Annotated in this window: 16 protein-coding genes; 5 read left to right on the top strand and 11 right to left on the bottom strand. The window is 43.5% G+C overall.

The features are described 5' to 3' along the window. Nucleotides 1-36 precede the first annotated feature (36 nt). Both argS and DWW91_RS14600 read left to right on the top strand, forming a co-directional pair. Nucleotides 37-1830 carry an arginine--tRNA ligase gene (argS, locus tag DWW91_RS14605; RefSeq protein WP_007655142.1) on the top strand — a complete coding sequence of 598 codons (1794 nt, stop codon included), beginning with the start codon at nucleotides 37-39 and terminating at the stop codon, nucleotides 1828-1830. A gap of 18 nt (nucleotides 1831-1848) precedes the next feature. Next, nucleotides 1849-2613 carry a class I SAM-dependent methyltransferase gene (locus DWW91_RS14600; protein ID WP_122328151.1) on the top strand — a complete coding sequence of 255 codons (765 nt, stop codon included), beginning with the start codon at nucleotides 1849-1851 and terminating at the stop codon, nucleotides 2611-2613. Nucleotides 2614-2668: 55 nt separating this feature from the next. Here DWW91_RS14600 and topA read toward each other — a convergent pair whose 3' ends face one another. Then, on the bottom strand, nucleotides 2669-5017 hold the full coding sequence (gene topA, locus DWW91_RS14595) for a type I DNA topoisomerase (RefSeq protein ID WP_048315186.1): 2349 nt from the start codon (nucleotides 5015-5017) through the stop codon (nucleotides 2669-2671). A gap of 157 nt (nucleotides 5018-5174) precedes the next feature. On the opposite strand from topA, the gene DWW91_RS14590 reads away from it, so the two are divergent. Further along, complete coding sequence (locus DWW91_RS14590) at nucleotides 5175-5438, top strand: tetratricopeptide repeat protein (RefSeq protein ID WP_007655146.1); 264 nt, start codon at nucleotides 5175-5177, stop codon at nucleotides 5436-5438. An 81-nt stretch (nucleotides 5439-5519) separates the two neighbouring features. Here DWW91_RS14590 and DWW91_RS14585 read toward each other — a convergent pair whose 3' ends face one another. Both DWW91_RS14585 and DWW91_RS14580 read right to left on the bottom strand, forming a co-directional pair. Then, nucleotides 5520-6563, bottom strand: a complete 1044-nt coding sequence (locus DWW91_RS14585; RefSeq protein WP_122328150.1) for an alpha-L-fucosidase — start codon at nucleotides 6561-6563, stop codon at nucleotides 5520-5522. Between the two features lie 95 nt (nucleotides 6564-6658). Then, complete coding sequence (locus DWW91_RS14580; RefSeq protein WP_122328149.1) at nucleotides 6659-7264, bottom strand: porin family protein; 606 nt, start codon at nucleotides 7262-7264, stop codon at nucleotides 6659-6661. 267 nt (nucleotides 7265-7531) lie between these two features. Between DWW91_RS14580 and DWW91_RS14575 the strand changes: the two genes are divergently transcribed. Beyond that, on the top strand, nucleotides 7532-9862 hold the full coding sequence (locus DWW91_RS14575) for a carboxypeptidase-like regulatory domain-containing protein (RefSeq protein WP_158599450.1): 2331 nt from the start codon (nucleotides 7532-7534) through the stop codon (nucleotides 9860-9862). A gap of 60 nt (nucleotides 9863-9922) precedes the next feature. Here the strand turns inward: DWW91_RS14575 and nagB are convergent, their stop codons facing one another. The 7 genes from nagB to DWW91_RS28075 form a co-directional block, all read right to left on the bottom strand. Continuing rightward, complete coding sequence (gene nagB, locus DWW91_RS14570; RefSeq protein ID WP_007655151.1) at nucleotides 9923-10735, bottom strand: glucosamine-6-phosphate deaminase; 813 nt, start codon at nucleotides 10733-10735, stop codon at nucleotides 9923-9925. A gap of 152 nt (nucleotides 10736-10887) precedes the next feature. Beyond that, nucleotides 10888-12084, bottom strand: coding sequence for an FprA family A-type flavoprotein (locus DWW91_RS14565; protein ID WP_010801875.1), 1197 nt, complete (start codon nucleotides 12082-12084; stop codon nucleotides 10888-10890). Nucleotides 12085-12094: 10 nt separating this feature from the next. Further along, the gene (lgt, locus tag DWW91_RS14560) at nucleotides 12095-12943 is read right to left on the bottom strand and encodes a prolipoprotein diacylglyceryl transferase (protein ID WP_122328147.1); all 849 of its coding nucleotides are present in this window, start codon (nucleotides 12941-12943) and stop codon (nucleotides 12095-12097) included. Between the two features lie 10 nt (nucleotides 12944-12953). Next, nucleotides 12954-13850, bottom strand: coding sequence for a diaminopimelate dehydrogenase (locus DWW91_RS14555; RefSeq protein ID WP_010801873.1), 897 nt, complete (start codon nucleotides 13848-13850; stop codon nucleotides 12954-12956). Nucleotides 13851-14170: 320 nt separating this feature from the next. Then, complete coding sequence (locus tag DWW91_RS14550; protein WP_122328146.1) at nucleotides 14171-17386, bottom strand: DUF6383 domain-containing protein; 3216 nt, start codon at nucleotides 17384-17386, stop codon at nucleotides 14171-14173. Nucleotides 17387-17894: 508 nt separating this feature from the next. Further along, nucleotides 17895-20009 (bottom strand): DUF3987 domain-containing protein, encoded by a 2115-nt coding sequence (locus tag DWW91_RS14545; protein ID WP_233584495.1) that lies wholly within the window; start codon nucleotides 20007-20009, stop codon nucleotides 17895-17897. Next, complete coding sequence (locus DWW91_RS28075; RefSeq protein WP_233584494.1) at nucleotides 19913-20182, bottom strand: DUF4248 domain-containing protein; 270 nt, start codon at nucleotides 20180-20182, stop codon at nucleotides 19913-19915. The genes DWW91_RS14545 and DWW91_RS28075 overlap by 97 nt, the downstream gene beginning before the upstream one ends. A gap of 212 nt (nucleotides 20183-20394) precedes the next feature. Here DWW91_RS28075 and DWW91_RS14535 point away from each other — a divergent pair, with 212 nt between their 5' ends. Then, nucleotides 20395-20847 carry an HU family DNA-binding protein gene (locus DWW91_RS14535; RefSeq protein WP_122328145.1) on the top strand — a complete coding sequence of 151 codons (453 nt, stop codon included), beginning with the start codon at nucleotides 20395-20397 and terminating at the stop codon, nucleotides 20845-20847. Between the two features lie 210 nt (nucleotides 20848-21057). Here the strand turns inward: DWW91_RS14535 and DWW91_RS14530 are convergent, their stop codons facing one another. Next, the gene (locus tag DWW91_RS14530; RefSeq protein WP_010801867.1) at nucleotides 21058-22050 is read right to left on the bottom strand and encodes a sugar phosphate isomerase/epimerase; all 993 of its coding nucleotides are present in this window, start codon (nucleotides 22048-22050) and stop codon (nucleotides 21058-21060) included. Nucleotides 22051-22180 lie beyond the last annotated feature (130 nt).

Genomic DNA, 22180 nt, shown 5'->3' with positions numbered 1-22180 from the left:
AGGCAAAATAAAATCCGAATATATAGAAGTAAGAATATGGTTATTGAACAGCAGATTACCGGTGCGATCATTGCCGGCATAAAAGAACTGTACGGAGCAGAAGTTCCTGCCGCCCAGATACAGTTACAGAAGACAAAAAAAGAGTTTAAAGGACATCTTACCCTGGTTGTATTCCCATTCCTCCGTGCGTCGAAGAAATCACCGGAACAAACAGCACAGGAAATCGGCGAATATTTGCAGAAAAACGAACCGGCCATATCTGAGTTTAATGTAATCAAAGGATTTCTGAACCTGACTGTTGCCGGCCCGTGCTGGATCGACTTGCTGAACACGATCAATGAGCAACCTTCATACGGAATAGTTCCCGTTACGGAACAATCTCCGCTGGTGATGATCGAATATTCTTCACCTAATACAAACAAACCGTTACACCTGGGTCACGTACGTAACAACCTGTTGGGCTATAGCTTGTCTGAGATCTTGAAAGCCAATGGTAACAAAGTGGTTAAGACCAATATCGTAAACGACCGCGGTATCCATATCTGTAAGTCTATGCTTGCCTGGCAGAAATGGGGCGAGGGCGTTACTCCCGAATCATCCGGAAAGAAAGGTGACCACCTGATCGGTGATTTTTATGTATTGTTTGACAAACATTACAAACAGGAGTTAAAAGAACTGGAAGAAAAGGGCCTTACCAAAGAAGAAGCAGAAGCGCAGTCGACCTTGATGGCCGAAGCCCGCGAAATGCTCCGCAAATGGGAAGCCGGCGACGCTGAAGTCCGTGCTTTATGGGAGAAAATGAACAGTTGGGTATATGCTGGTTTTGATGAAACCTATAAGATGATGGGCGTAGACTTCGACAAGATCTATTACGAATCACAGACCTACCTGGAAGGTAAAGGTAAAGTGATGGAAGGTCTTGAAAAAGGTATCTTCTACCGCCGCGAAGACGGTTCCGTATGGGCCGATCTGACCAAGGACGGACTGGACGAAAAGCTACTGCTCCGTGCTGACGGAACTTCCGTATATATGACACAGGATATCGGTACCGCGAAGTTGCGCTTCGACGATTATCCCATCAATAAAATGATCTATGTAGTCGGAAACGAACAGAATTATCATTTCCAGGTTCTTTCCATCTTACTGGATAAACTGGGCTTTGAATTCGGAAAAGGTCTGGTACACTTCTCTTACGGAATGGTAGAACTTCCGGAAGGTAAGATGAAGAGCCGTGAAGGTACGGTTGTCGATGCAGACGACCTGATGGAAGAAATGATCGGTACTGCTCATGAAATTTCGCAGGAACTGGGTAAACTGGATGAAATGACTCCGGAAGAAGCTGCCAATATTTCCCGCATTGTCGGATTAGGTTCTCTGAAATACTTCATCTTAAAAGTCGATCCGCGCAAAAATATGACCTTCAACCCGAAAGAGTCTATCGATTTTAACGGAAATACAGGACCATTCATACAATATACATATGCCCGTATCCGTTCTGTTTTACGAAAAGCTGCTGAACAAGGCATCGTATTACCGAAACAATTGCCGGCCAATACTCCCATCTCTGAAAAAGAAGAAGGGTTAGTCCAGATGATTGCCGATTACGCTGTAACAGTTAAAGAAGCAGGGAAAGAATACAGCCCGGCTTATATTGCCAATTACATTTACGACCTGGTAAAAGAATACAACCAGTTCTACCACGACTTCTCTATCCTCCGTGAAGAGAATCCGGAAATCAAACAATTCCGTCTGGTATTATCTGAAAATGTCGCCAAAGTCGTAAAATCAGGCATGTCGTTACTGGGCATCGAGGTTCCGGAAAGAATGTAACAATAGAACAAACAGAAAATGATTAGAAGACTTTACCAAAAATGTGTCAGCGAAAAAAAACGGCTCGCACTTCATTATGCATTATTCAAAATCGAAGCTATATTTTTAGCTGGCAATAAATATGAATGTTGCTGTTGTAGCAAGTCTTCCCGTCGTTTTCTTTCGCATGGAAATGTGGCAATACGCAAAAATATAAGATGTCCACATTGTTTGTCTTTGGAACGGACGCGTATTCTCTGTAAATACATTCAAAATGTAATTATGACAGAGAATACAAAACCGTTACGAATATTAGATTTCGCACCGGTGATGGGATTAAAGAACTATCTAAGAAATTCACCATCTGTTGCAGAATATATTGATGGAGACATCAATCCGAATGTTGCTACATACAAAGTCGATATTACACAAATGCCTTTTGAGGACAATTCGTTCGATCTGGTTCTCTGTTCGCATGTTCTCTATTGCGTTCCGGAAGACCGAAAAGGCATGCAAGAAATATACCGTGTATTACGCCCTGGAGGAAGGGCTTTGATAATAGATACAATCGAGGGAGAGCACACAGTTGAACTAGGCCATTTGCCTAAAGAAACTTTGCTGAAAGAGTACGGTGATGAAAATACCTGCCGGGTATACGGACGGGATATCACCGAAATTCTGGGTACCTATGGTTTAAAAGCTCAAATCATTGACTATGTCAAACAGTTACCATCTGATTTCATAGAAAAACAACGATTACAAAATGCATTTGATGCAGAAATCATTGATTGTATAAAAGTATAAAAGAAAGGATGGCCTTATGAAGACCATCCTTTCTTTTATCACAAATATCTATCTTTTATGCTTTCTTCTTGGTTGTCCGCTTCTTCGGTGTAGCAGGCTTCTCCGCAGCTTCGGTTATGATCTTCATACATTCTTCATAAGTCAGTTTTTCCGGCTGGGTAACCGTCTTCGGTATCCGGTAATTGGCTTTCTTATACGTAATGTAAGGGCCATAACGTCCATTCAGGATCTCCAATTCAGGATCCTCGTCAAACTTCTTCAAATAACGCTGTTCATCTTTTTTCCGTTTTTCATCAATCAGTTCGATCGCTTCTTCCGCAGTGATGGAAAGCGGATTCAGATCTTTCGGGATAGAGATAAACTTGCCGTCATGACGGATGAACGGTCCGAACCGGCCTACGGCTGCAACCATATCTTTTCCTTCATATTCACCGATGGTACGGGGAAGATCGAATAACTTCAGTGCCTCTTCCAGTGTAATCGTTTCAATAGACTGTCCCTTCATCAATGTAGCGAACTGAGGTTTCGGTGCTTCCTTATCATCCGGATGGGCCTGTCCGATCTGCACGACCGGACCATAACGACCGATCTTTACAAATACAGGATTTCCAGTCTTCGGGTCCACACCTAACTGGCGTTCTCCCACTTTATGTTCAGTCTTTATGGCAGCCGTTTCTTCTACGATCGGATGAAATAGCTTATAAAACTTATCGATCGCTTCCGTCCAGACCATTTCTCCTTCAGCAACAGCATCGAATTCTTTTTCCACACTGGCTGTAAAATTATAATCCAACACATCCGGGAAATAAGCCATCAAAAAGTCGTTCACGACAGTACCGATATCGGTCGGCATCAACTTATTACGGTCGGCACCTACGATCTCTTTCTTGTCAACTTCCTTTATCTTATCTTTAGCAAGTGTGATCACGCTATAAATACGTTCTACCCCTTCCTTATCTCCTTTAATCACATACTCACGATTCTGTATCGTCTGAATAGTCGGAGCATAGGTAGAAGGACGTCCGATACCTAATTCTTCCAGGCGGCGAACCAGACTGGCTTCCGTATAACGCGGAGGACGTTGCGTAAAACGTTCCGTAGCCACAATATCGTTCAGTGTCAACACTTCATGCAGCTCAACCGGCGGCAATAAACCGTTTTCCTGTTCCTTTTCGTTTTCGTCATCGTAACTTTCACGATATACCTGAAGGAAACCGTCGAAAGTGATTACTTCACCGACAGCCACGAATTTTTCTTTCTTATTATTGATGCAAACAGAGATTGTCGTACGTTCCAGTTCAGCATCAGCCATCTGTGACGCGATCGTCCGTTTACGGATCAATTCATATAATTTCTTTTCCTGCGCCGATCCGCTGATTTCCGTATTACTTATATAAGTAGGACGGATCGCTTCGTGCGCTTCCTGTGCACCTTTACTCTTTGTATGATACTGGCGGAATTTATAATATTTCTCCCCATAAATATCCAGAATAGCTTCCTTAGCCGTACCCAATGCCAGGTCACTCAGGTTGACCGAGTCGGTACGCATATAAGTGATCAATCCCGATTCATACAAACGCTGTGCAATCATCATGGTTTGAGAAACGGAATAACCCAGTTTGCGGGCGGCTTCCTGTTGCAAAGTGGATGTGGTAAAAGGAGGTGCAGGTGATTTCTTTACCGGTTTCTTAGTGATCTCGTCAATAGAGAAAGAGGCTGCTTTGCAGGATTCCAAAAACTCCATCACCTCTTTTTTATCCTTCAGACGCTTGCTCAATTCCGCTTTCAGGATCGTTGTTCCGTCAGGAAGTATGAAATTGGCAATGACACGGTAAGCGGCTTCCGACACAAATTCGTTGATCTCGCGTTCACGTTCCACGATCAGGCGGACAGCTACCGACTGCACACGTCCGGCAGATAAAGCAGGTTTTACCTTTCTCCATAAGATAGGAGACAGTTCAAAACCCACGATACGGTCTAATACACGACGTGCCTGCTGGGCATTTACCAGGTCGATATTAATATCGCGCGGCGTTTCAATCGCATGCAAAATAGCATTCTTGGTAATTTCATGGAAAACAATACGTTTTGTATTTTCCGGTTTTAATCCCAAAACTTCGTACAGATGCCAGGATATAGCTTCTCCCTCGCGGTCCTCATCGGATGCGAGCCATACCTGTTCGGCAGACTTCGCCTCGGATTTCAATTCGGAAACCAGCTTCTTCTTATCTGCCGGGATCACGTACTGCGGAGCATAATCGTGTTCTACGTCTATACTAAATTCTTTTGTCTTCAAATCGCGGATGTGCCCGTAACTCGACATAACCTTGAAATCTTTTCCGAGGAATTTCTCAATGGTTTTTGCCTTGGCGGGTGACTCCACTATTACCAGATTCTTTTGCATAATCACTTTTCACTTTTTAGAAATCGAGTGCAAACATACACAAATAATTAACGTAACCGTACATCAGTAACAAAAAAACAGTTTTTTAAACCGTGATTATTATGTATGTAACCTCTTCAGAATTATCTTTGTCCGTAAAATATCACATTATTTTAATATGGAAACTATCAGACAACTTATCAACGATAATAAAACAGACGAAGCACTCCATTTGTTGGACGAGTACATCAAAAAAAATGATTCAGACGATGAAGCGTATTATCTGCGCGGAAACGTATACCGCAAGATGGGCGATATTCGCCAGGCACTCAACAACTACCTCATGGCTATTGAATTAAACCCCGACAGCCCGGCACAAACCGCCTATAATGCCCAGATCAAAATATTAGATTTTTATAACAAAGATATGTATAATCACTAAGAGATAATTTATAAGTGCAAAGTAATGCATATCACAACTGTGTTTCTTTTGTTTCACAGAAACCGGTCGGTGCTATTATTTCTACATCTGAATCTTTTTCCGTAGTTCCTTTAACAATGTAACATCGGCATCCCGTATCTTTCCTTCCCGGTTAGGCGGGCAGTTCAGGATCAGGATATTGTCGTTCTTTGTGCACTGGTGGTACAGACCGGCTAACTCTTCTACCGTCTTATACTTTTTATCAGTAGTATTGTAGAACCAACGTTCGCTTATACAGATAGTAGATTCCCATGGCATATAATATAATTTGCCGTCATGCGAGAATAACTTCGGATCATTATCGGCGGGCAGGTACGGATCACCCAAACGGAAGTCACTCGGGAAATAGCGGATCGGATAACCTTCTTTCTGATTTTCCGGTAATACGGGATGAGCATCCGGATTTTCGGGCAGGCCGATTGTCCAGTTTATACCGATCTGGCATTCCGGTTCCCTTGATTTGATTGTCTGATATATCTCTCTTGCAGGCCAGCGCTCATGTTCTTTCTCCCATCCCCCGTCAAACCAGAACTCGACGATATGAGTATATGGCTGTACGATATCGATCAGCTCATTCAGTTGTTTAATCATATATTCGTTGTAGGCTGCATCCAGAGTTTTATCCTTTACATCTGCATTCACCTTACGGTCCCACAATGAATAATACAAGCCCAGGCCTATATCATATTTTTTGCAAGCCTTGGCTACCTCTTCTATCACGTTCGTTTTATTCCCCGAATTAGCCACATCATATTCGGTATATTTGCTATCCCAAAGACAGAAGCCTTCATGATGTTTGGCTACCAATATGACATATTTCATGCCGGCATCTTTAGCTGTTTTGATCCATTGATCGGCATCGATAGCTGTAGGGCGATAAGAAGAAGCCGGCTTTGAGCCATCCGTCCATTCCTGATCATGGAATGTATTAATACCAAAATGAATAAACATCCCATACTTCCGGGCAATCTGTTTCTGTTGTGCCGGACTGGGCTGGTTAGACGGGACAGGTAAAATTTGATCCTGCCCATAGCCTAATTGTAAGGACAAGGCTAAAAATAAAATCGTTACAAAAGAATATTTCATGGCAATAGTATTTATTACCACAAAAATAATAGATCTTTTACATATAATAATAGCCGGATTTCGACCTAAAGTTTGCAAAATCCGGCATAAATTAATTAGAAGCGCCAGCCAACGTTAAACTGGAGGACACCGTTACGGCTCTTTTCACCTTCCATGCCACTACCTCCGGGTAATGCGGCGAACTTATCTGCATTGATTGTATTCGCCAACCCAATATTATAACTTAATGAAAACAGTAAGCCCATAGAAGATTGATAGCCCGCTCCTATTATGATTGCAAAATCAACGGATTTAAATAAATCACTCCCTTCACTGGTAGAAACAGAAGTACCCGATTTAGAATACTTTAATTTTGACGATACCTTGAAACCTAATTGTGGCCCAGCAAATAAATTAAAACCTTCATAAACATAACCTTTAAATAAAACAGGAATATTCAAATAATCATTCTTTATCTTTAAACCAGAAGATTCACCTTTCCCTTTTGCACCCTGCATCGAATAAAATATACCCGGTTCAATAGCAAAATTATTAGTCATCATCACTTCGCCGGCTACCCCGATATTCAAACCGGGTTTCATACTACCATCAGAGTTTGTCATATTGGCAAAATTCAAACCGATCTTCGGGATAAAATGAAATTCTTGTGCACTCACCTGAAATGTCACGAAAAGAAGTAATAAACATGCAATCTTTTTCATACTACAAATTGTTTTAGATGTTAAACACAAATTCTATCTCTACAAATTAAAGCAACAATAATAAAGTTCTACAATGTCTGTTTTTCGCTCGTAAACACAGGCCAAAGATAAACACTAAAACGAATAAAAAACAATATTGACCCACATATTTACCAACTTACCTTAAAATATATAATCCGCTCATTCGTCACCAATAACAGATAGCTATCACATTTATAACATTATTAATTCACGACAGACCGAATGGTTGGAATAAAAACAGATCAGATGAAAATAAAAACAGTCTTATTGCTTCTCGCATGTATTTTTCTTACACTTCCGTTTGCCACGGCACAACAGGCAAATATCCGGGGAATGATCATTGATGAAAAAGAAAAGACACCGATAGAATATGCTACTATTGCTTTGCTGAAACAGGACTCCACGTTAATCACCGGTACCACAAGCGACCAGCACGGAGAATTTACTATCCGCCAGATTGCCGAAGGCAGTTATATACTGTCTGTCTCTTTTATGGGATACCAAAAGTATTGTACACCGGTGCAAATGAAAGATACGGAATACTACTCACAAATCATGTTACACCCGTCATCCATCTTTTTAAACGAAGTGACCGTTGCCGCCAGATCCGTTATCAACAAAGGGGATAGAATATCGATCTTACCATCCGAAACCCAGATAAAAAGTTCGACCGACGGCATCGACCTGCTTAACAAAATGCAGTTATCACATGTCATAGTGGATGCAATATCCGGGGAGGTGACGGCCACCGGTAACGGGACAGTACAATTAAGAATCAATGGCATACTCGTCACCTACCCCGAAATAACCGCTTTGAACCCGGAAGATATTATCAGGATCGAATACCATGACAGTCCCGGCGCACGTTATGGAGATGCGTCAGTAGTAATCGACTACATTACACGCAAAAAAGAATCGGGAAGCAATATCCGGGGAGGCGCTTTCCACAGCATTGGAGGAGGCAGGACCTCTATAGACGACATGCTGTCCGCCAGATATACAAACGGGAAGTCTGAATTTTCGGCAAACACCCGCTTTATCCAGCGCAAAGGTGACTGGATACGTGAATATGATGAGAAATTCATCTTCCCCGACCACGAACTACATCGCCAGGAAATAGGTGAACCTACCCTTTTCAACAAAAAAGTATTCTATTCAAACCTGAATTACAGCTTGCAGGAACAGGACAAATATCTTTTCAACGTACAATTCAGGTATAACAATAACGATTTTCCTGCCGGATATGAAGACCGGAAAAGCCAGTTGTACACTTCCGGTTCAGCTATTCCTCTCTCCATTTATGATCATACAGCAGAGAAAAGCCACAGTCCGGCACTGGATCTGTATTACCAGCACAACCTAAAGAACGCGCAATCGCTGATCTTCAATATCGTAGGCACTTATATAAATACTCAAAACACCCGTATCTATCAGGAGAAAAAGGAGGATATTCCTGCTACAAATATTCTATCCGATATTTCAGGAAAGAAATATTCACTGATCGCAGAAGGTATTTATGAAAAAAGAACTGGCAACGGTCAATTTACCGGAGGATTGAGGCATATCCAGTCATACACCGACAACCATTACACCGGAACCACGACTGCCGATGTATCGATGAAACAAAGTGAGAGTTTCGCCTATGCAGAATACCTAATCAAAGCAGGTAAATGGAGTTATATGGCCAATCTGACTCTCTCCCGTTTCTATTACAGCCAGCATGACAATAAAAATGAAAAATACGCTTTGCAACCTTCCTTGCGGGTTACTTACAACCCGGTACAAGACCTGCATTTCCGTTACAGTGCCGCATTAAAGAACAATACACCTTCCATCGCCTATCTGAATGAGGTGGAACAATCCATCGATCCCATGCAGTTACGAAGGGGAAATCCCGGTCTGAAATCTTATTACAGCATCAATCAATCTTTTAATGCTACATATAATAAAGGTATATTCAGTACCGACGCCTTGGTCACTTACGATTATGAACACAATCCCATCATGGAGTCTGTTTTTTATGAAGACAATATATTTGTCAAGACATACGAGAATCAGAAATCCTTTCAGAATATCGGCTTTGAAATAGCCTTCAACATCAAACCCTGGAAAGACCATATCAATCTCTCGGTCATCCCTTGCATAAACCGCTATATCAGCCACGGGAATGAATATCTGCATACCTATACGATGAAAGCGGTCCGTGTCAACCTGGATTTTTCTTACCGGAACTGGATCGTCAATTTCACGACCATCACACCGCCCAATCGGAATGTCTATGGAGAACAGCTGATGAAAGGCGACCTGATGCACACGCTCATGGCAGGGTATAAGACACCGGTCTGGTCCGTCATGGCCGGACTACATAACCCATTTATTAATGTATACAAATCTGAAAATGAAAACTGGTCGGCCCTCAACCCTGTAAAATCAGATATTCACAGTAAAAATATGGCCCGGACATTTGTCGTTAAATTCAATTTCAACCTCAACTTCGGAAAGCAAATGAAAAGCATCCCCAAAACCGTCCGTAATATGGATGACGATCCGGGAATCATGTCGGGCAACAAGAACTAAATAAAAAAACGGAACTGCGCAAAAGCATAGTTCCGTTTTTTATTTCTTACAAGCTAAATCTTATTTCAACAAGCTGCAAGGACAAAGATTATCTTTTTCGATATCTTTAAAGTAGTTGTATGTACCTACTTTTATTTCAGCACAAGCAGCTTCGTCAGCTACAATGATACCTTTCGGATGCATCTGCAAAGCAGTAATTGTCCACATCTGGTTGATCGAGCCTTCAACAGCCTGCTGCAAAGCGCGAGCCTTGTTGTGACCGTTTACCATGATCAGCACTTCTTTCGCATCCAATACCGTACCGACACCTACTGTTACAGAAGTCTTCGGAACCTTGTTTACATCGTTGTCGAAGAAACGTGAGTTAGCGATGATCGTGTCTGTAGTCAGTGACTTAACACGTGTACGTGAAGCCAATGAAGAACCCGGTTCGTTGAATGCGATATGGCCGTCAGGACCGATACCACCCAGGAACAGGTCTACACCGCCTACAGCTTTCATTTTGGCTTCATAAGCAGCACATTCAGCTTCCAGATCAGAAGCGTTACCGTTCAGGATATTTACATTCTCCGGCTTGATGTCTACATGGCTGAAGAAGTTATTCCACATGAATGAATGATAGCTTTCAGGATGATCTTTCGGCAATCCTACATATTCATCCATATTGAAAGTGATGATATTCTGGAAGGAGATGACACCTTGCTTGTTCAGTTCAATCAGGTTCTTGTACATACCCAGCGGGGATGATCCGGTAGGAAGGCCCAGAACAAATGGCTTTTCAGCTGTCGGATTCGCTTTCTTAATCTTCGCAGCTACATAGTTGGCAGCCCACTTCGAGAGTTGCTCGTAATCTGGTTCAATAATTAGTCTCATAACAAGTGTTTTTAATTGAAAATTGAAAATTGAAAATTGAAAATTACAGGAACTTCCAATATCAACAGACAATCTTCTGTGTTTATTAATTAGATCTTTCGTTAATAATATTCTCTACATGACGAAAACCGATCCTTTCAAATTTTCAATTCTCAATTCTCAATTTTCAATTTGTTAGCCATTGCTTCTCCCAAAGCCCAGCATTCTTCATACTTATCGGCTTTCAGACCTTGTTTTTGCTCCACAGGAGTACCAACGGTTTCCCATTTCATCTTTTCTCCGAAAGCGGTCAGGCGTTTCACTGCCGCACCAGCCCAGGTGAACGAACCAAAATAGCCATACAGGCGGTTTTTCACTTCGCGCATCTCGATCTTGCTCAGGATGGCTTCCACTTCTGGAAACAGACTGTTTGAATAGGTCGGACTGCCGATAATGACGCCTTTGTATTTGAATACATCTTTCAGGATATACGAAGCCGGACTCTTGCTGACATTATGCAACACAATGTTCTTTACACCGTTTGCCGACAAAGAAGAAGCGATCGCTTCCGCCATCTGCTCCGTATTTCCATACATGCTGCCATAAATAACGACAACACCATCCTCCCCTTCATAACGGCTCAGACGGTCATATATTTCAATTGCCTTGTGAGCATATTTGCGCCATACCGGACCATGTGTCGAACAGATCGTGTTGATCTCCAGGGCCGACAGTTTCTGCAAAGCACGCTGTACCGGATTACCGTATTTGCCGACGATATTGGAATAATAACGGATCATCTCTTCCCAGTAATGATCCACATTCATCTCCTCATCGATCACCCCACCGTCCAGCGTTCCGTATGTTCCGAAAGCATCGGCAGAAAACAGCAACTTATCCGTAGAATCGTAAGTCACCATTACCTCCGGCCAGTGCACCATCGGAGCCATATAGAAAGAAAGCTGGTGGCGGCCGATATTCAGCGTATCGCCTTCTTTCACTTCGTAAAGTCCGGTCGTTATATTATGATAGCCGTCCAGCATACCGAATGTCTGCTTGTTACCGATGATCTGCACGTCAGGATATTGCTGGCGCAACAGGCGGATACTGCCGGCATGGTCGGGTTCCATATGGTTCACGACCAGATAATCGAGCGTCCGTCCGTCCAGTGCATCCGCTATTTTTTTCAAAAAGATATCAGAATAGCAAACGTCTACTGTATCGATCAATACAGTCTTTTCGTCTACGATCAAATACGAATTATAAGAAACGCCGTACGGAAGCGGCCACATATTTTCGAAGAGGGCCTTCTGACGGTCGTTTACTCCTACATAATATACCTTATCTGCTATTTCTTTTAATTTGTACATTTTATACTTTTTACTTTTTTATTTTTAGCTCTTCATAGTTATTCGGCTTCCTTGTGAGCGCCCTCCAGACAAACCAGCAACCTGCCAGCACGAACGGAATACTGAGCCACTGGCCCATATTCAGGACCATACTATCTTCAAACGCTTCCTGATTATTCTTCAGGAATTCGATAAAGATACGCGAGCCGAATATACAAATCATAAAGACCCCGAAAATAAGCCCTTCCCGCTTCCACTCCTTTTTGATAAAGTAAAGCCACATGCATATACCGAATGTAACCAGGTAGCATAATGCCTCGTACAGCTGTGTCGGATGGCTGGGAACGGTAAATATCGGCTCTGCCCCCATTTTCCAGGCATGCAGGTTCTCGATGAAACGGAAACCCCACGGAAGATCGGTCGGATGACCGTATATCTCATGGTTCATCAGGTTTCCCAAACGGATCATAGCTGCCACCAGTCCGGTCGGAACAACCAGTTTATCGAATGTCCAAAGCATGCTTTTATGCGTGATACGCCTGGAATAAAAATAGATCGCGATGACGATACCCAGCGTACCGCCATGGCTCGCCAGTCCGCCTTCCCAGACCTTGAAAATCTCTATTGGATTAGCCAGGTAATATCCGGGATCATAAAAGAGGCAATGTCCCAGACGGGCGCCGACCACAGTACCCACCATGGTATAAATCAGCAGGGAATCGATCCATGCAGGAGGAAGTTTTTCATTTTTCCACATACGGCTTACAATGGAATAACCAATCCAGAAACCGATAGCAAAAGCAAGTCCGTACCAGCGAATTTCGCGTGAACCTATGGAAAAGATGGCGGGGTCAGCCGTCCAGGTAATAAAATCGAGCATAATTTATGTATTAAACAAGTCGTTTAATCAAGTCTTCTCTTTCGCCGCAGATCATATCGATCACCGGCAATTCGATCATAGTGTAAGCACCCGGCTGCTGTTTGAAGCTTGCACGGGCAACGGCTACCAGGATCTGGGCAGTAAGAGCCGGGTTGTTGATCTTCATGTCGAATTCAACTAACTGGTTCTGGGTCTTGCCTGATACACCTTTGCGGACCAGGTTCACACCGTGTCCCATATCCAGCAGGTTGTCGACACATTCCACCTGCATTACGTGTGTTTCGTCGTGTGCGAAATAATCGTCAGCCTTGATTGCGGCAGCTACCTGCTTGAAATCGTAACCGTCTTTTACTTCGATATAAACCATACGGCGGTGAACGCCTGTTCCCATCGGAATTGTCATGGACAAAGCAGCCTTGACACCTTCGATCGCTTTCACGGCAACCGTATGTCCCATACTCATCCCTGGGCCGAAGTTTGTATAAGTGATACCTTTCGGCACCATTGCTTCCAGCAGGGCGCGAACAACAGAGTCGCTTCCCGGATCCCATCCGGCAGAAATAACGGCAACCGTATTATGTGCTTTGGCTACAGCATCCAGCGAACGGCGCAGGTCTACGATACCTCCGTGGATATCGAAGCTATCTACCGTATTGATACCTAATGAAAGAATTTCTTTTGCGTACGTTTCAACGCTGCGGGTAGGAGTTGCAAGAACGGCAACGTCTACTTTATCTAACTTGGTGATACTGTCTGTCACAGTATAAGCTTTCAGTTCGTCCGGTACGTCATTCGGATTACGACGTACAACACCTGCCACTTCAAAATCCGGAGCGGCTTCCAGGGCCTCTAACACATACTTTCCAATGTTGCCATAACCAACGATGGCGGCTCTAATTTTCTTCATACTTTAGTTTTTACTTTTCAACCAACCGCAAAGTTAATTATAATTGCCGAAAATCCATCCGTAGCTTATAAAGAAAAGTTATGAGGAGATAAATGATCTGTAAAAATAAAGTTACTCCGACTCTAAAGCCGAAGTAACTTACTTTTGTCTGTTTTCACTCTTCACAGAGGTAGAACAGAAGAACTTTATTTCATTACTTTAGTATTAATATTTACCGCTTGTTCGCCTGTCGCAGGGTACTTACTGTGAGGGCGGTTCGCGAACCGCCACTACGATGCACGGTAAAAATTTAGAATTTTATTTTGATTATAAATTACTTTTTATTTTACGATTGCTTTTACAGCAGCTTCGCCTTCAACAGCTACTACAACTACACCTGCAGGAGCAGCGATGGTAGCTTCAGAAGAGCTAACAACTGTGTTGGCAATCGTCTGACCAAGTACGTTAGTGATTACTACGTTCTTGCCTTCAGCACCCTTAACGATTACACCACCGTCTGTTGCAATTACTGTAACAGTAGTAGTTTCTACGCCTTCGTTAGCTGTCGGAGCTTCGCCTTCAGCAGCAGCCATTACTTCAAATTCAGCTGCTTGATCAATTTCAGAAACTAATACAGGAACTGTGTTGTGGATACGTACATAACGTTTGTTTCCATTCTTATCCTGGTTTTCGATGATAAATGCAGCCTTGTCGCCTTCCGGATCAACAGAGCGGTCAACCAACTTGAATGCAAATGCAGCCGGAGTTTTGTCGATCTGTTTGCCATTCCTATCAGAGAATTTGATAGAGTCGTTTGCAAACCAGTTAGTTTTAGCACCATTAGAGCTTTCGATAACCAATGTATCTGCAATGTGCTTAGCCGGTACGAATGCCAGACGAACATCGCCCTGGTATTTAGCCTGAGGATAGATATCTGTTGAGTCATCCAATGCTACCAAATAGTCAGCAGTGCGGTAAGCCGGAGTCTTTACTTTCGTAGCGTGTTCGCAATTTGTTCCGTGACCAGGTACCGGACATGGGATAATCTCTTCACCTGCTTCCTGATATTCGCTACGTACAGCCAGCATATACAACGGTTTACGAGTATTGTTACGGATGTATGCAGTATCTACCAAGAACGGTAACTGAGCACTTGCAGGTTTGTCTGCCAAGTTAGTTTCACCTAAGAAGTTCAAGCAAGCTTCGCCATTCTGAGCGTTGCGGTTTCCAGTGTTTTCATACAAGAACTGATTTTCGTCGTTTGTACGGAAGAACTTCAAGATGTTCAGTTCGCCTTCGATATCATTGTAACCATCTTTTACTGTTACACCCAAGCGACGGTATTCAGGACGGTTGTTGTCATTAACTTCGAACAAGGTGTTCTTGTTTGCGCTATATACACATTCCTGCTGATACATATAAGAATCGTCTGTTCCTACATAAGCTTTACCATTCAAAGCGGTAGCAGTTGCTTCAACCAAATTGAAATGTTTATCAGCCTTACGGATAACCACCTCAGTACCTGTATTTGCAGCCCAAGAAGCCTTATTGTCCTCATCCAACTTGAAGAAACCTTCACCAACGTTGAATTTGTAAATCGGAGCTTTCAATACCGGTTCTTTCTTTTTCAATGTATTACCTTCGTAATAGTTGATCAATGATTTCACTTCATAATCACCAGTCTTTGTAGCTGTAAATTCTACTGCATCAACAGAAGTACCAACGATAGCATTTTTAGCATCATTCATACCAACCTTAGCATAGCCTTCGAATACATTTGACCAGAAAGACATTTCGAATGACTTTTCATTCAATTCTGCTGCATCTTCAGCCAGATATTTGTAATATAGTTTGCTGTCATCTACCGGCACGAATTTGATTTCGTAGTCTCCACCCTTCCAAACATAGATGTTATCAGTTTTATCGCCATTTTCACGCAATTCATTCTTAGCGATAGTAAATTCAACATCTTTGTCTTCACGGTTTACAATTGTGTACACTTCTGTTTCTTCGTTGTAAGCAATAGCCCACTGTTTTTCCAAATCGTTAGCTACAGTCTTAGTCCAAATATATTTATCTTCGCATGTTGCAGCCAAGAATTCATCATCTTCTGCACCTTCTTCATTCAGCGCTTTGATTACAGCAAATTTGTCCTGTAAGAATTCTTTCGGATTAACGATGTTGTTAGCACCCAAAGTGATGTACGGCCATGTTTCTGTAAGCACGTCGTCAGCATCTTTTGCATAACTTGTTGTCAAAACAGCTTTGTCATCCAATGTCTGAACGAAGAGGTTACCGAATGCATCATCAGCGTCACTAGCAGCAAATACAGAAACTAAATCAATAACATCTTCTGCACCACCTGCATATTGAGTGAATTCGAAATAAGACAGATAGTTAGCCTTATTTGCGCCCTTCAATTCAGTTTCGCTTACCAATTCGAACTTAGCACCTCTGTTATCAGGAGCACCCAAGTTAGCACCCCACAGAGCTTTCTTGTTCAGGACAACAAATTTGTCACCGCTCTTCAACTGGAAGCGAGTAGCATCTTCCTGTACAGCCTCCAAGTCACCAGCGAATGCTTCAGCACCTTCGATAGTCTTGTTATCACCTTTAGCTCTCTTGATTGTCATATTGAAACCGTCGTTCAACATGGCGTTCAGCTTATCAGAGTTCAGTTTAACGATCGGTGATTTGTAGATACCGAAATTAACAGCAGTACCTACTTTAAGATCAGCATCCAGCAACTGGCCTTCACCTACCCCCAGTGTGAAGCTAGCAGGAGAACCAGCCACAATGAAGTTGTCACGGTTTTCGATTACCAAAACCTTACCAGTAGCTTTGTTTGTGAATTTGTAAGTTACAGTTTTACCGTCAGCAGCTGTACCTGTTGTTACTGCCCACAGTACCTGATCCAAATCAGCTTCAGCAACCATTGCAGCAGTAGTACCATCAGCTTTCAAAACATGGGTACCGTCAGCAGCAATAACATAGTATTCGTTAGCTGTGATAGTTGCCTGCAAAGGCAGGTTTTCGCCAGCAAATTTAACGTCCTCGTTGTAAGCTACATAAACCAGCGATTTAGCATCAGCAGGGATTGTTGCTTTATCATAAGCCAAACGAACTTTGTTATCAGCCGTTACATACAATGCAAGCTCATCCTTAAATCCGTCGGTAGAACCTTTGGCATTTACGATCTGTCCATTCTTGATTTCAAAGACGATCTTGTTACCATCAGCTGCCCATTTCAAATAATCATTACTACCGCCATCAGCGTCCTTACACAGATACTGACTTTCATCACCTACCATCTTAATATAGAACTGCCCAGCCTTTTCAGGAACCTGTTCTAAAACGAATTTTGCATTTCCAGAAACTACTACAGAACTTACGCTAAAATCGCTATTCCAAAGCATCATAGTCTCAGCAACATCACCTGTTCCGATCGCATAAGTTCCTCCAATAACAGGAGTAGTCTTTACAACCGCTGCATCCAATGTTGTCCAAGCTCCGGCCAGCAGGAGACTGACCAAAAGAGTAGAAAACTTTTTGTTCATAATCAATAAATTTAATATTAATAATAGTGTTATAAAAGTTCTATCTGTAGGACACGTCAAAATGTCACAAATTGTTAAATGACGAGTTTAAACGTTCCTTTTTTCTAGTCACGTTTTTCCCCCTCTTTTGCTTTCGTATAAAAAAGGATGATTTTTGTACTAACTTTGTTATTGTATTGATAAGAAAGGACATAGAAAAGAAAAAAATATTCGGAAAAAGATTGGTGGTTTAAAAGAATGTCGTAATTTTGCTGGCGAGAAAAAAGGAACCTTTTTTTTAGTCACTCATTTTCCCCTCTCTACTGATTAATATTCAACCGATATAAGCACTTTTGGAATCCGGTAAAACAGACGTTTTTCCCTAATACCTTTCCAACGGATGCCTACCCGTCAGAACCCCGATGCCTACTCGTTTTCGGAGCGATAACTACCCGTTCTGAAAAAGGCCGTTTTTAGAACGTGAAATACCGATGAGTCTCAAAAGTCTCACGAGTCTCACCCCCCTTTTTCATTTCTTGACATTTTTGCCTTTTTCCGTCTTCCGATAGTAACCGATTGATACTAAAAGAACTAGGCCATACTCCTGTGCCTTTTTCAACATACGGAACACACTCGCACGGCTAATTCCGCGGACACGAGCCTTCTCGAGTATATCCGACGTTTTAAACTCATCCGGCATGGCCTCGAAAAGGTCAACTTGCGCATCCGGCAACTTGTAATGCTGCTCCGTGTCGCTATGCTTCAACGAAGTGCTCACCAGCAACGAATGACGCAGGCAGCATTTCCCGATATGAAAAGCGATCTCGAAATCGTCGTCCGCTATCTCGATTTTACCGTCCATATTCCGCGATTCACCTTTACGGATCCCCGTCAACGTCATTGCCATGCGGAAAACGATCAGGCGATGGCGCAACACGACAGAGGCTATGTCGTTGTTGCCAAATACACGTACATTATTATATTCACGTTCGAAGAAACGGTCAAGTCTTTTACGCTGCTTGTCGGAAAAAGAGACAAAAGTCGGCGAACTCTCCAAATGTACCGCCATGTCAAGCACTCGTTGCCCCAGCCTTTCAAAATAACGCAAGCTGCAAAGCGTATCGTCGGCCGACGTAAGCGGTTGATATTCGCTACGGCCGGTAATGCGGTAAATCAACATGCGGCTATATAGCCCGCTCTCGGTCGAAGGGATCAGCTTTGTCAACATGCCGGGAGTACCTGTTGCCAGAAAACCCAGTTCGGGAAATTCGATATAAGAAGTCCCGTTGGTCTTCGACGAACAGCTGATCCGTTCATGCTGGAAAGCTTGGTTCAAGACGTAACTATACCCTCCGAACTCTTGCGCCATGGTATTATTGACCGACTCAAGTTCCGTCTCATACAAAAACGAAGCATAAGGGCTATTCACATCCAACTGTTCGATCATACGCGCCGTCGTCGTGTAACCACTCATGTGCAGGTGCTTCTGACGAACCAGCTCCGGCTCTTCGACAGGAGGCCCGGCCGGCTTCTTACCTTTCGCGGCACGTACCTGCGCCTTGTAGTTGTCTGATGCCTCTCTTTTCTCCTCGTATTCCTTCACTTGTGCTTTCGAAACGTCGTACACATAGTTTTGCCAGGGATCAGCCAACTTACGGACAACATTGATGCTCCCTTTGCCACTTCCGGAAGGACCGACGATCAGTGTATAGAAAGGCGGTTTATACAATTGATTCTTCAACATGCCGCTGACACCGGGCATGATGGTGCTCAGTACGGTCAGTGAAGAGAGGAGCAACAGGTCGTATTCCCGATCGTCGGTAGCCACCTTCAGAATCTCACTAATCAGTCCGGGGCAACGCTCCAAAATCGCTCTGTCGAAGTGGGGCAAATTGACCTCATCCGGATCAATATCAAAGCCTAGAGGCGAATCACCCTCTATTGGTGGATTTTCAGAAATGGGGGTGAGACTTGTGAGACTCGTGAGACTCTTTTGTCCGGAAGAAGCCGGCGGCGGACACCAGGGATTGCTGCCGTGCGACGAGCGGTAACGGCGGTACACGTCTGCGACGATGCCCCGGATTTCCTTCTCCGCAAAGTCCGGTTCCACATAACGGCGCAGGCATTCGGCCATCACTTCATTTTCGTCGAACCCCGCACTGTTCAAGGCCGAAGCCAATTTGAGCACGAAGCTATGACGGCCGCCACCGGCAAAAGGATTGTTTGCTTCAAATTTGTCAATGTAGTTGGACAGCGAATTGTCCGGATAGGACGACGCACGGACAGCCGGAGCCTTTTTCGCCACCGGCACCGTTTCCTGCGGGACATGTACCACTTCGGCCACCTCTTTATAAAAAGCATCCGGATCATAGCTGGCAAAGCAACCGCGGTTGGCATCCTTGCCGGAGATATCCACCGTTACACCGGGAAGGTCTTTCTCGATCATCGCCCGCACCTGTTCGAATGCTTGCAGATGATGTTCCTGATCGCTGTCCACCAGCACGAAGAGTTTGTTTCCCGTATGGGAAGGACTGATATGCCCGGCTTTCACATAACCGAGTTGCACAGCCTGGCTGAGAATTTGCTCAGGTGGCAACAGCACATCATCAAGATCAATGCAGATGCAACCGGAGTAACGAACCATATGTTCGAGTTTACGGCCTCCAGCTTGGCTTTCAATCCACGGGAGGTGCGTATCCATTCCCACATACGTTTATAGGCAACAACCGGCGTGTGGCCGGGAAAATACAGTTGGGCGAATTCCGTTACGCCATAGGCTCTCCTCCAGGGAGAAACTTCTGTTTTTTTATCTTCCATAATTATTTATAAATTATAATATTAATACACCACAATATAAGCATTATATCAATACGTTGTTCCGTAAAAGACGGATATTTATCAAATAAAAAATACATACTGAACATTACGCACTATCCCGCAGCCTCCCATGAAGGAGAAAGCCTGTATTATCTTTGTAATGTAGTTCAGAAACAAGTTCTTATTACACTAACCCTTAAACAATTAACAGTATGTCAGTAAAGTACAAGCTGGTCTTGAAAAAAGACCTTACCAAAGGAGCGGCAGCGGATGCGAAACGTTATTACGCCTCCGCTCCGGTGAGCGGAATGATGGATTTCGACTCCATCTGTGAATTGATAGCCGACCGTTCCACAGCGAGCGACGGCGACGTGGCACTGGTTGTTCTCGGCCTGATTCGTGCGATGGAAGAAGCTTTACTCCGCAACGAAGTTGTTCAACTTGGAAGACTAGGTAATTTCCGGTTGTCGATCGGTAGTTCCGGAACAGTCGAAGAAAAAGATTTTCAAGCCAACATGATCCGTAAACCGAAAATCATCTTCACCCCCGGCGATAAGCTGCGCGCCATGATCGAAAAAGTAAGCCTCGAACGCATCGGCAAAGAGCAGGAAACACCGGAAAGCGGCGGAAGCGGAGGCGGAAGCGACCGCCCGGAAATTGAGTAACTACCCCTCAGGATACAACTAAAGTGGTCATATTTTTTAGCCGAATAATTTGTTATAAAAAAACTATAGTACATTTTAATTACGAAAAGACGTATTTTTCATAGTTAAGGTTTTAGCTAAAGCGACTGGCTCGTACGGGTCAGTCGTTTATTTTTTTAGTAGTTACAAGGTTTTCTCATTTTGATTTCCCGGTTACGACACATTTGCATCCTATTTTTTTTCAAAAAAAGCGTCGAAAGCATGCCCTGAAGGCTGGAAATCCACCTGCTTAACGAACTGACAGGATTCGCGTGCACCATGTTCACGGTCCATCGCACTGTCTTCCCACTCAACCGACAACGGCCCCTGATAACCGATATCGTTCAGAGCACGGATAATCTCTTCGAAACAAATCCGTCCGCGTCCCATACTACGGAAATTCCAGAAACGGCGGGAATCGCCGAAAGTAGAATGGCCGCCGAACACACCGATCTGCTTAGGGGTATCACTCCAGTATACATCTTTCATATGTACGTGGAAAATGCGGTCGGAGAACTGATAAATAAAATCGACATAATCGACGCCCTGATATCCCATATGGCTCGGATCGTAATTGAACCCGAATGCCGGATGATTATTCAGCGCATCGAGCGCTTTACGGGCAGAATAAGTATCGAATGCTATTTCCGTCGGATGTACCTCCAGACCATAACGGATACCTAACTTCTGATATTCATCCATGATCGGGATAAAACGACGGGCGAAATCGGCATAACCGTCTTCAATCATCTGATCTGTAACGGGAGGGAAAGAATAAAGCCAATGCCAGATAGGACTACCGGTAAATCCGGCAACCGTGTCGATACCTAAAGCTTTTGCCGCACGCGCCGTCTGCACCATATACTCGGCTGCACGCTGACGCACACCTTCCGGTTCACCGTCGCCCCAGATACAATCAGGCAGAACCGCCTTATGCCGCTGGTCGATAGTATCGCAAACCGCCTGGCTGATCAGATGGATAGAGATACAATAAAGTTGCAGGTCATATTTGGCAAGCAATTCTTTTATGCCGTCATAATAGGCCTGATCCGTTCGCCGGACATCCAGATGGTTGGGTAAACCCAGTTCCAATCCGTCATATCCGAATGCTTTCGCTTTTTCACAAACTGTTTCGAGGGGTAAATCCCCCCATTGAAGGGTACATAATGTTACTGGACGTGCCATTTCTTTTAATTTTAAGGTTATTACATTGAGTCTGTTTTCTACAAATCTAAAAAAGTTCCGCTCATAATCTGCAAGTTCCCTCCTTAATATTTTCTAAATTCCAAAATAAGTATTTTCTTTGTGTAGATTT

This window comes from Parabacteroides sp. AF17-3 (assembly GCF_003635445.1).
Lineage (GTDB): Bacteria > Bacteroidota > Bacteroidia > Bacteroidales > Tannerellaceae > Parabacteroides > Parabacteroides goldsteinii.
Note: the sequence above shows the minus strand (reverse complement) of the source record. Positions and strands in the feature narration are given on the sequence as shown.

Bases quoted from the DNA above. Each gene is read 5' to 3' on its own strand.
- argS (WP_007655142.1), top strand. From the start codon at position 37: ATGGTTATTGAACAGCAGATTACCGGTGCGATCATTGCCGGCATAAAA.
- DWW91_RS14600 (WP_122328151.1), top strand. From the start codon at position 1,849: ATGATTAGAAGACTTTACCAAAAATGTGTCAGCGAAAAAAAACGGCTC.
- topA (WP_048315186.1), bottom strand. From the start codon at position 5,017: ATGCAAAAGAATCTGGTAATAGTGGAGTCACCCGCCAAGGCAAAAACC.
- DWW91_RS14590 (WP_007655146.1), top strand. From the start codon at position 5,175: ATGGAAACTATCAGACAACTTATCAACGATAATAAAACAGACGAAGCA.
- DWW91_RS14585 (WP_122328150.1), bottom strand. From the start codon at position 6,563: ATGAAATATTCTTTTGTAACGATTTTATTTTTAGCCTTGTCCTTACAA.
- DWW91_RS14580 (WP_122328149.1), bottom strand. From the start codon at position 7,264: ATGAAAAAGATTGCATGTTTATTACTTCTTTTCGTGACATTTCAGGTG.
- DWW91_RS14575 (WP_158599450.1), top strand. From the start codon at position 7,532: ATGAAAATAAAAACAGTCTTATTGCTTCTCGCATGTATTTTTCTTACA.
- nagB (WP_007655151.1), bottom strand. From the start codon at position 10,735: ATGAGACTAATTATTGAACCAGATTACGAGCAACTCTCGAAGTGGGCT.
- DWW91_RS14565 (WP_010801875.1), bottom strand. From the start codon at position 12,084: ATGTACAAATTAAAAGAAATAGCAGATAAGGTATATTATGTAGGAGTA.
- lgt (WP_122328147.1), bottom strand. From the start codon at position 12,943: ATGCTCGATTTTATTACCTGGACGGCTGACCCCGCCATCTTTTCCATA.
- DWW91_RS14555 (WP_010801873.1), bottom strand. From the start codon at position 13,850: ATGAAGAAAATTAGAGCCGCCATCGTTGGTTATGGCAACATTGGAAAG.
- DWW91_RS14550 (WP_122328146.1), bottom strand. From the start codon at position 17,386: ATGAACAAAAAGTTTTCTACTCTTTTGGTCAGTCTCCTGCTGGCCGGA.
- DWW91_RS14545 (WP_233584495.1), bottom strand. From the start codon at position 20,009: ATGGTTCGTTACTCCGGTTGCATCTGCATTGATCTTGATGATGTGCTG.
- DWW91_RS28075 (WP_233584494.1), bottom strand. From the start codon at position 20,182: ATGGAAGATAAAAAAACAGAAGTTTCTCCCTGGAGGAGAGCCTATGGC.
- DWW91_RS14535 (WP_122328145.1), top strand. From the start codon at position 20,395: ATGTCAGTAAAGTACAAGCTGGTCTTGAAAAAAGACCTTACCAAAGGA.
- DWW91_RS14530 (WP_010801867.1), bottom strand. From the start codon at position 22,050: ATGGCACGTCCAGTAACATTATGTACCCTTCAATGGGGGGATTTACCC.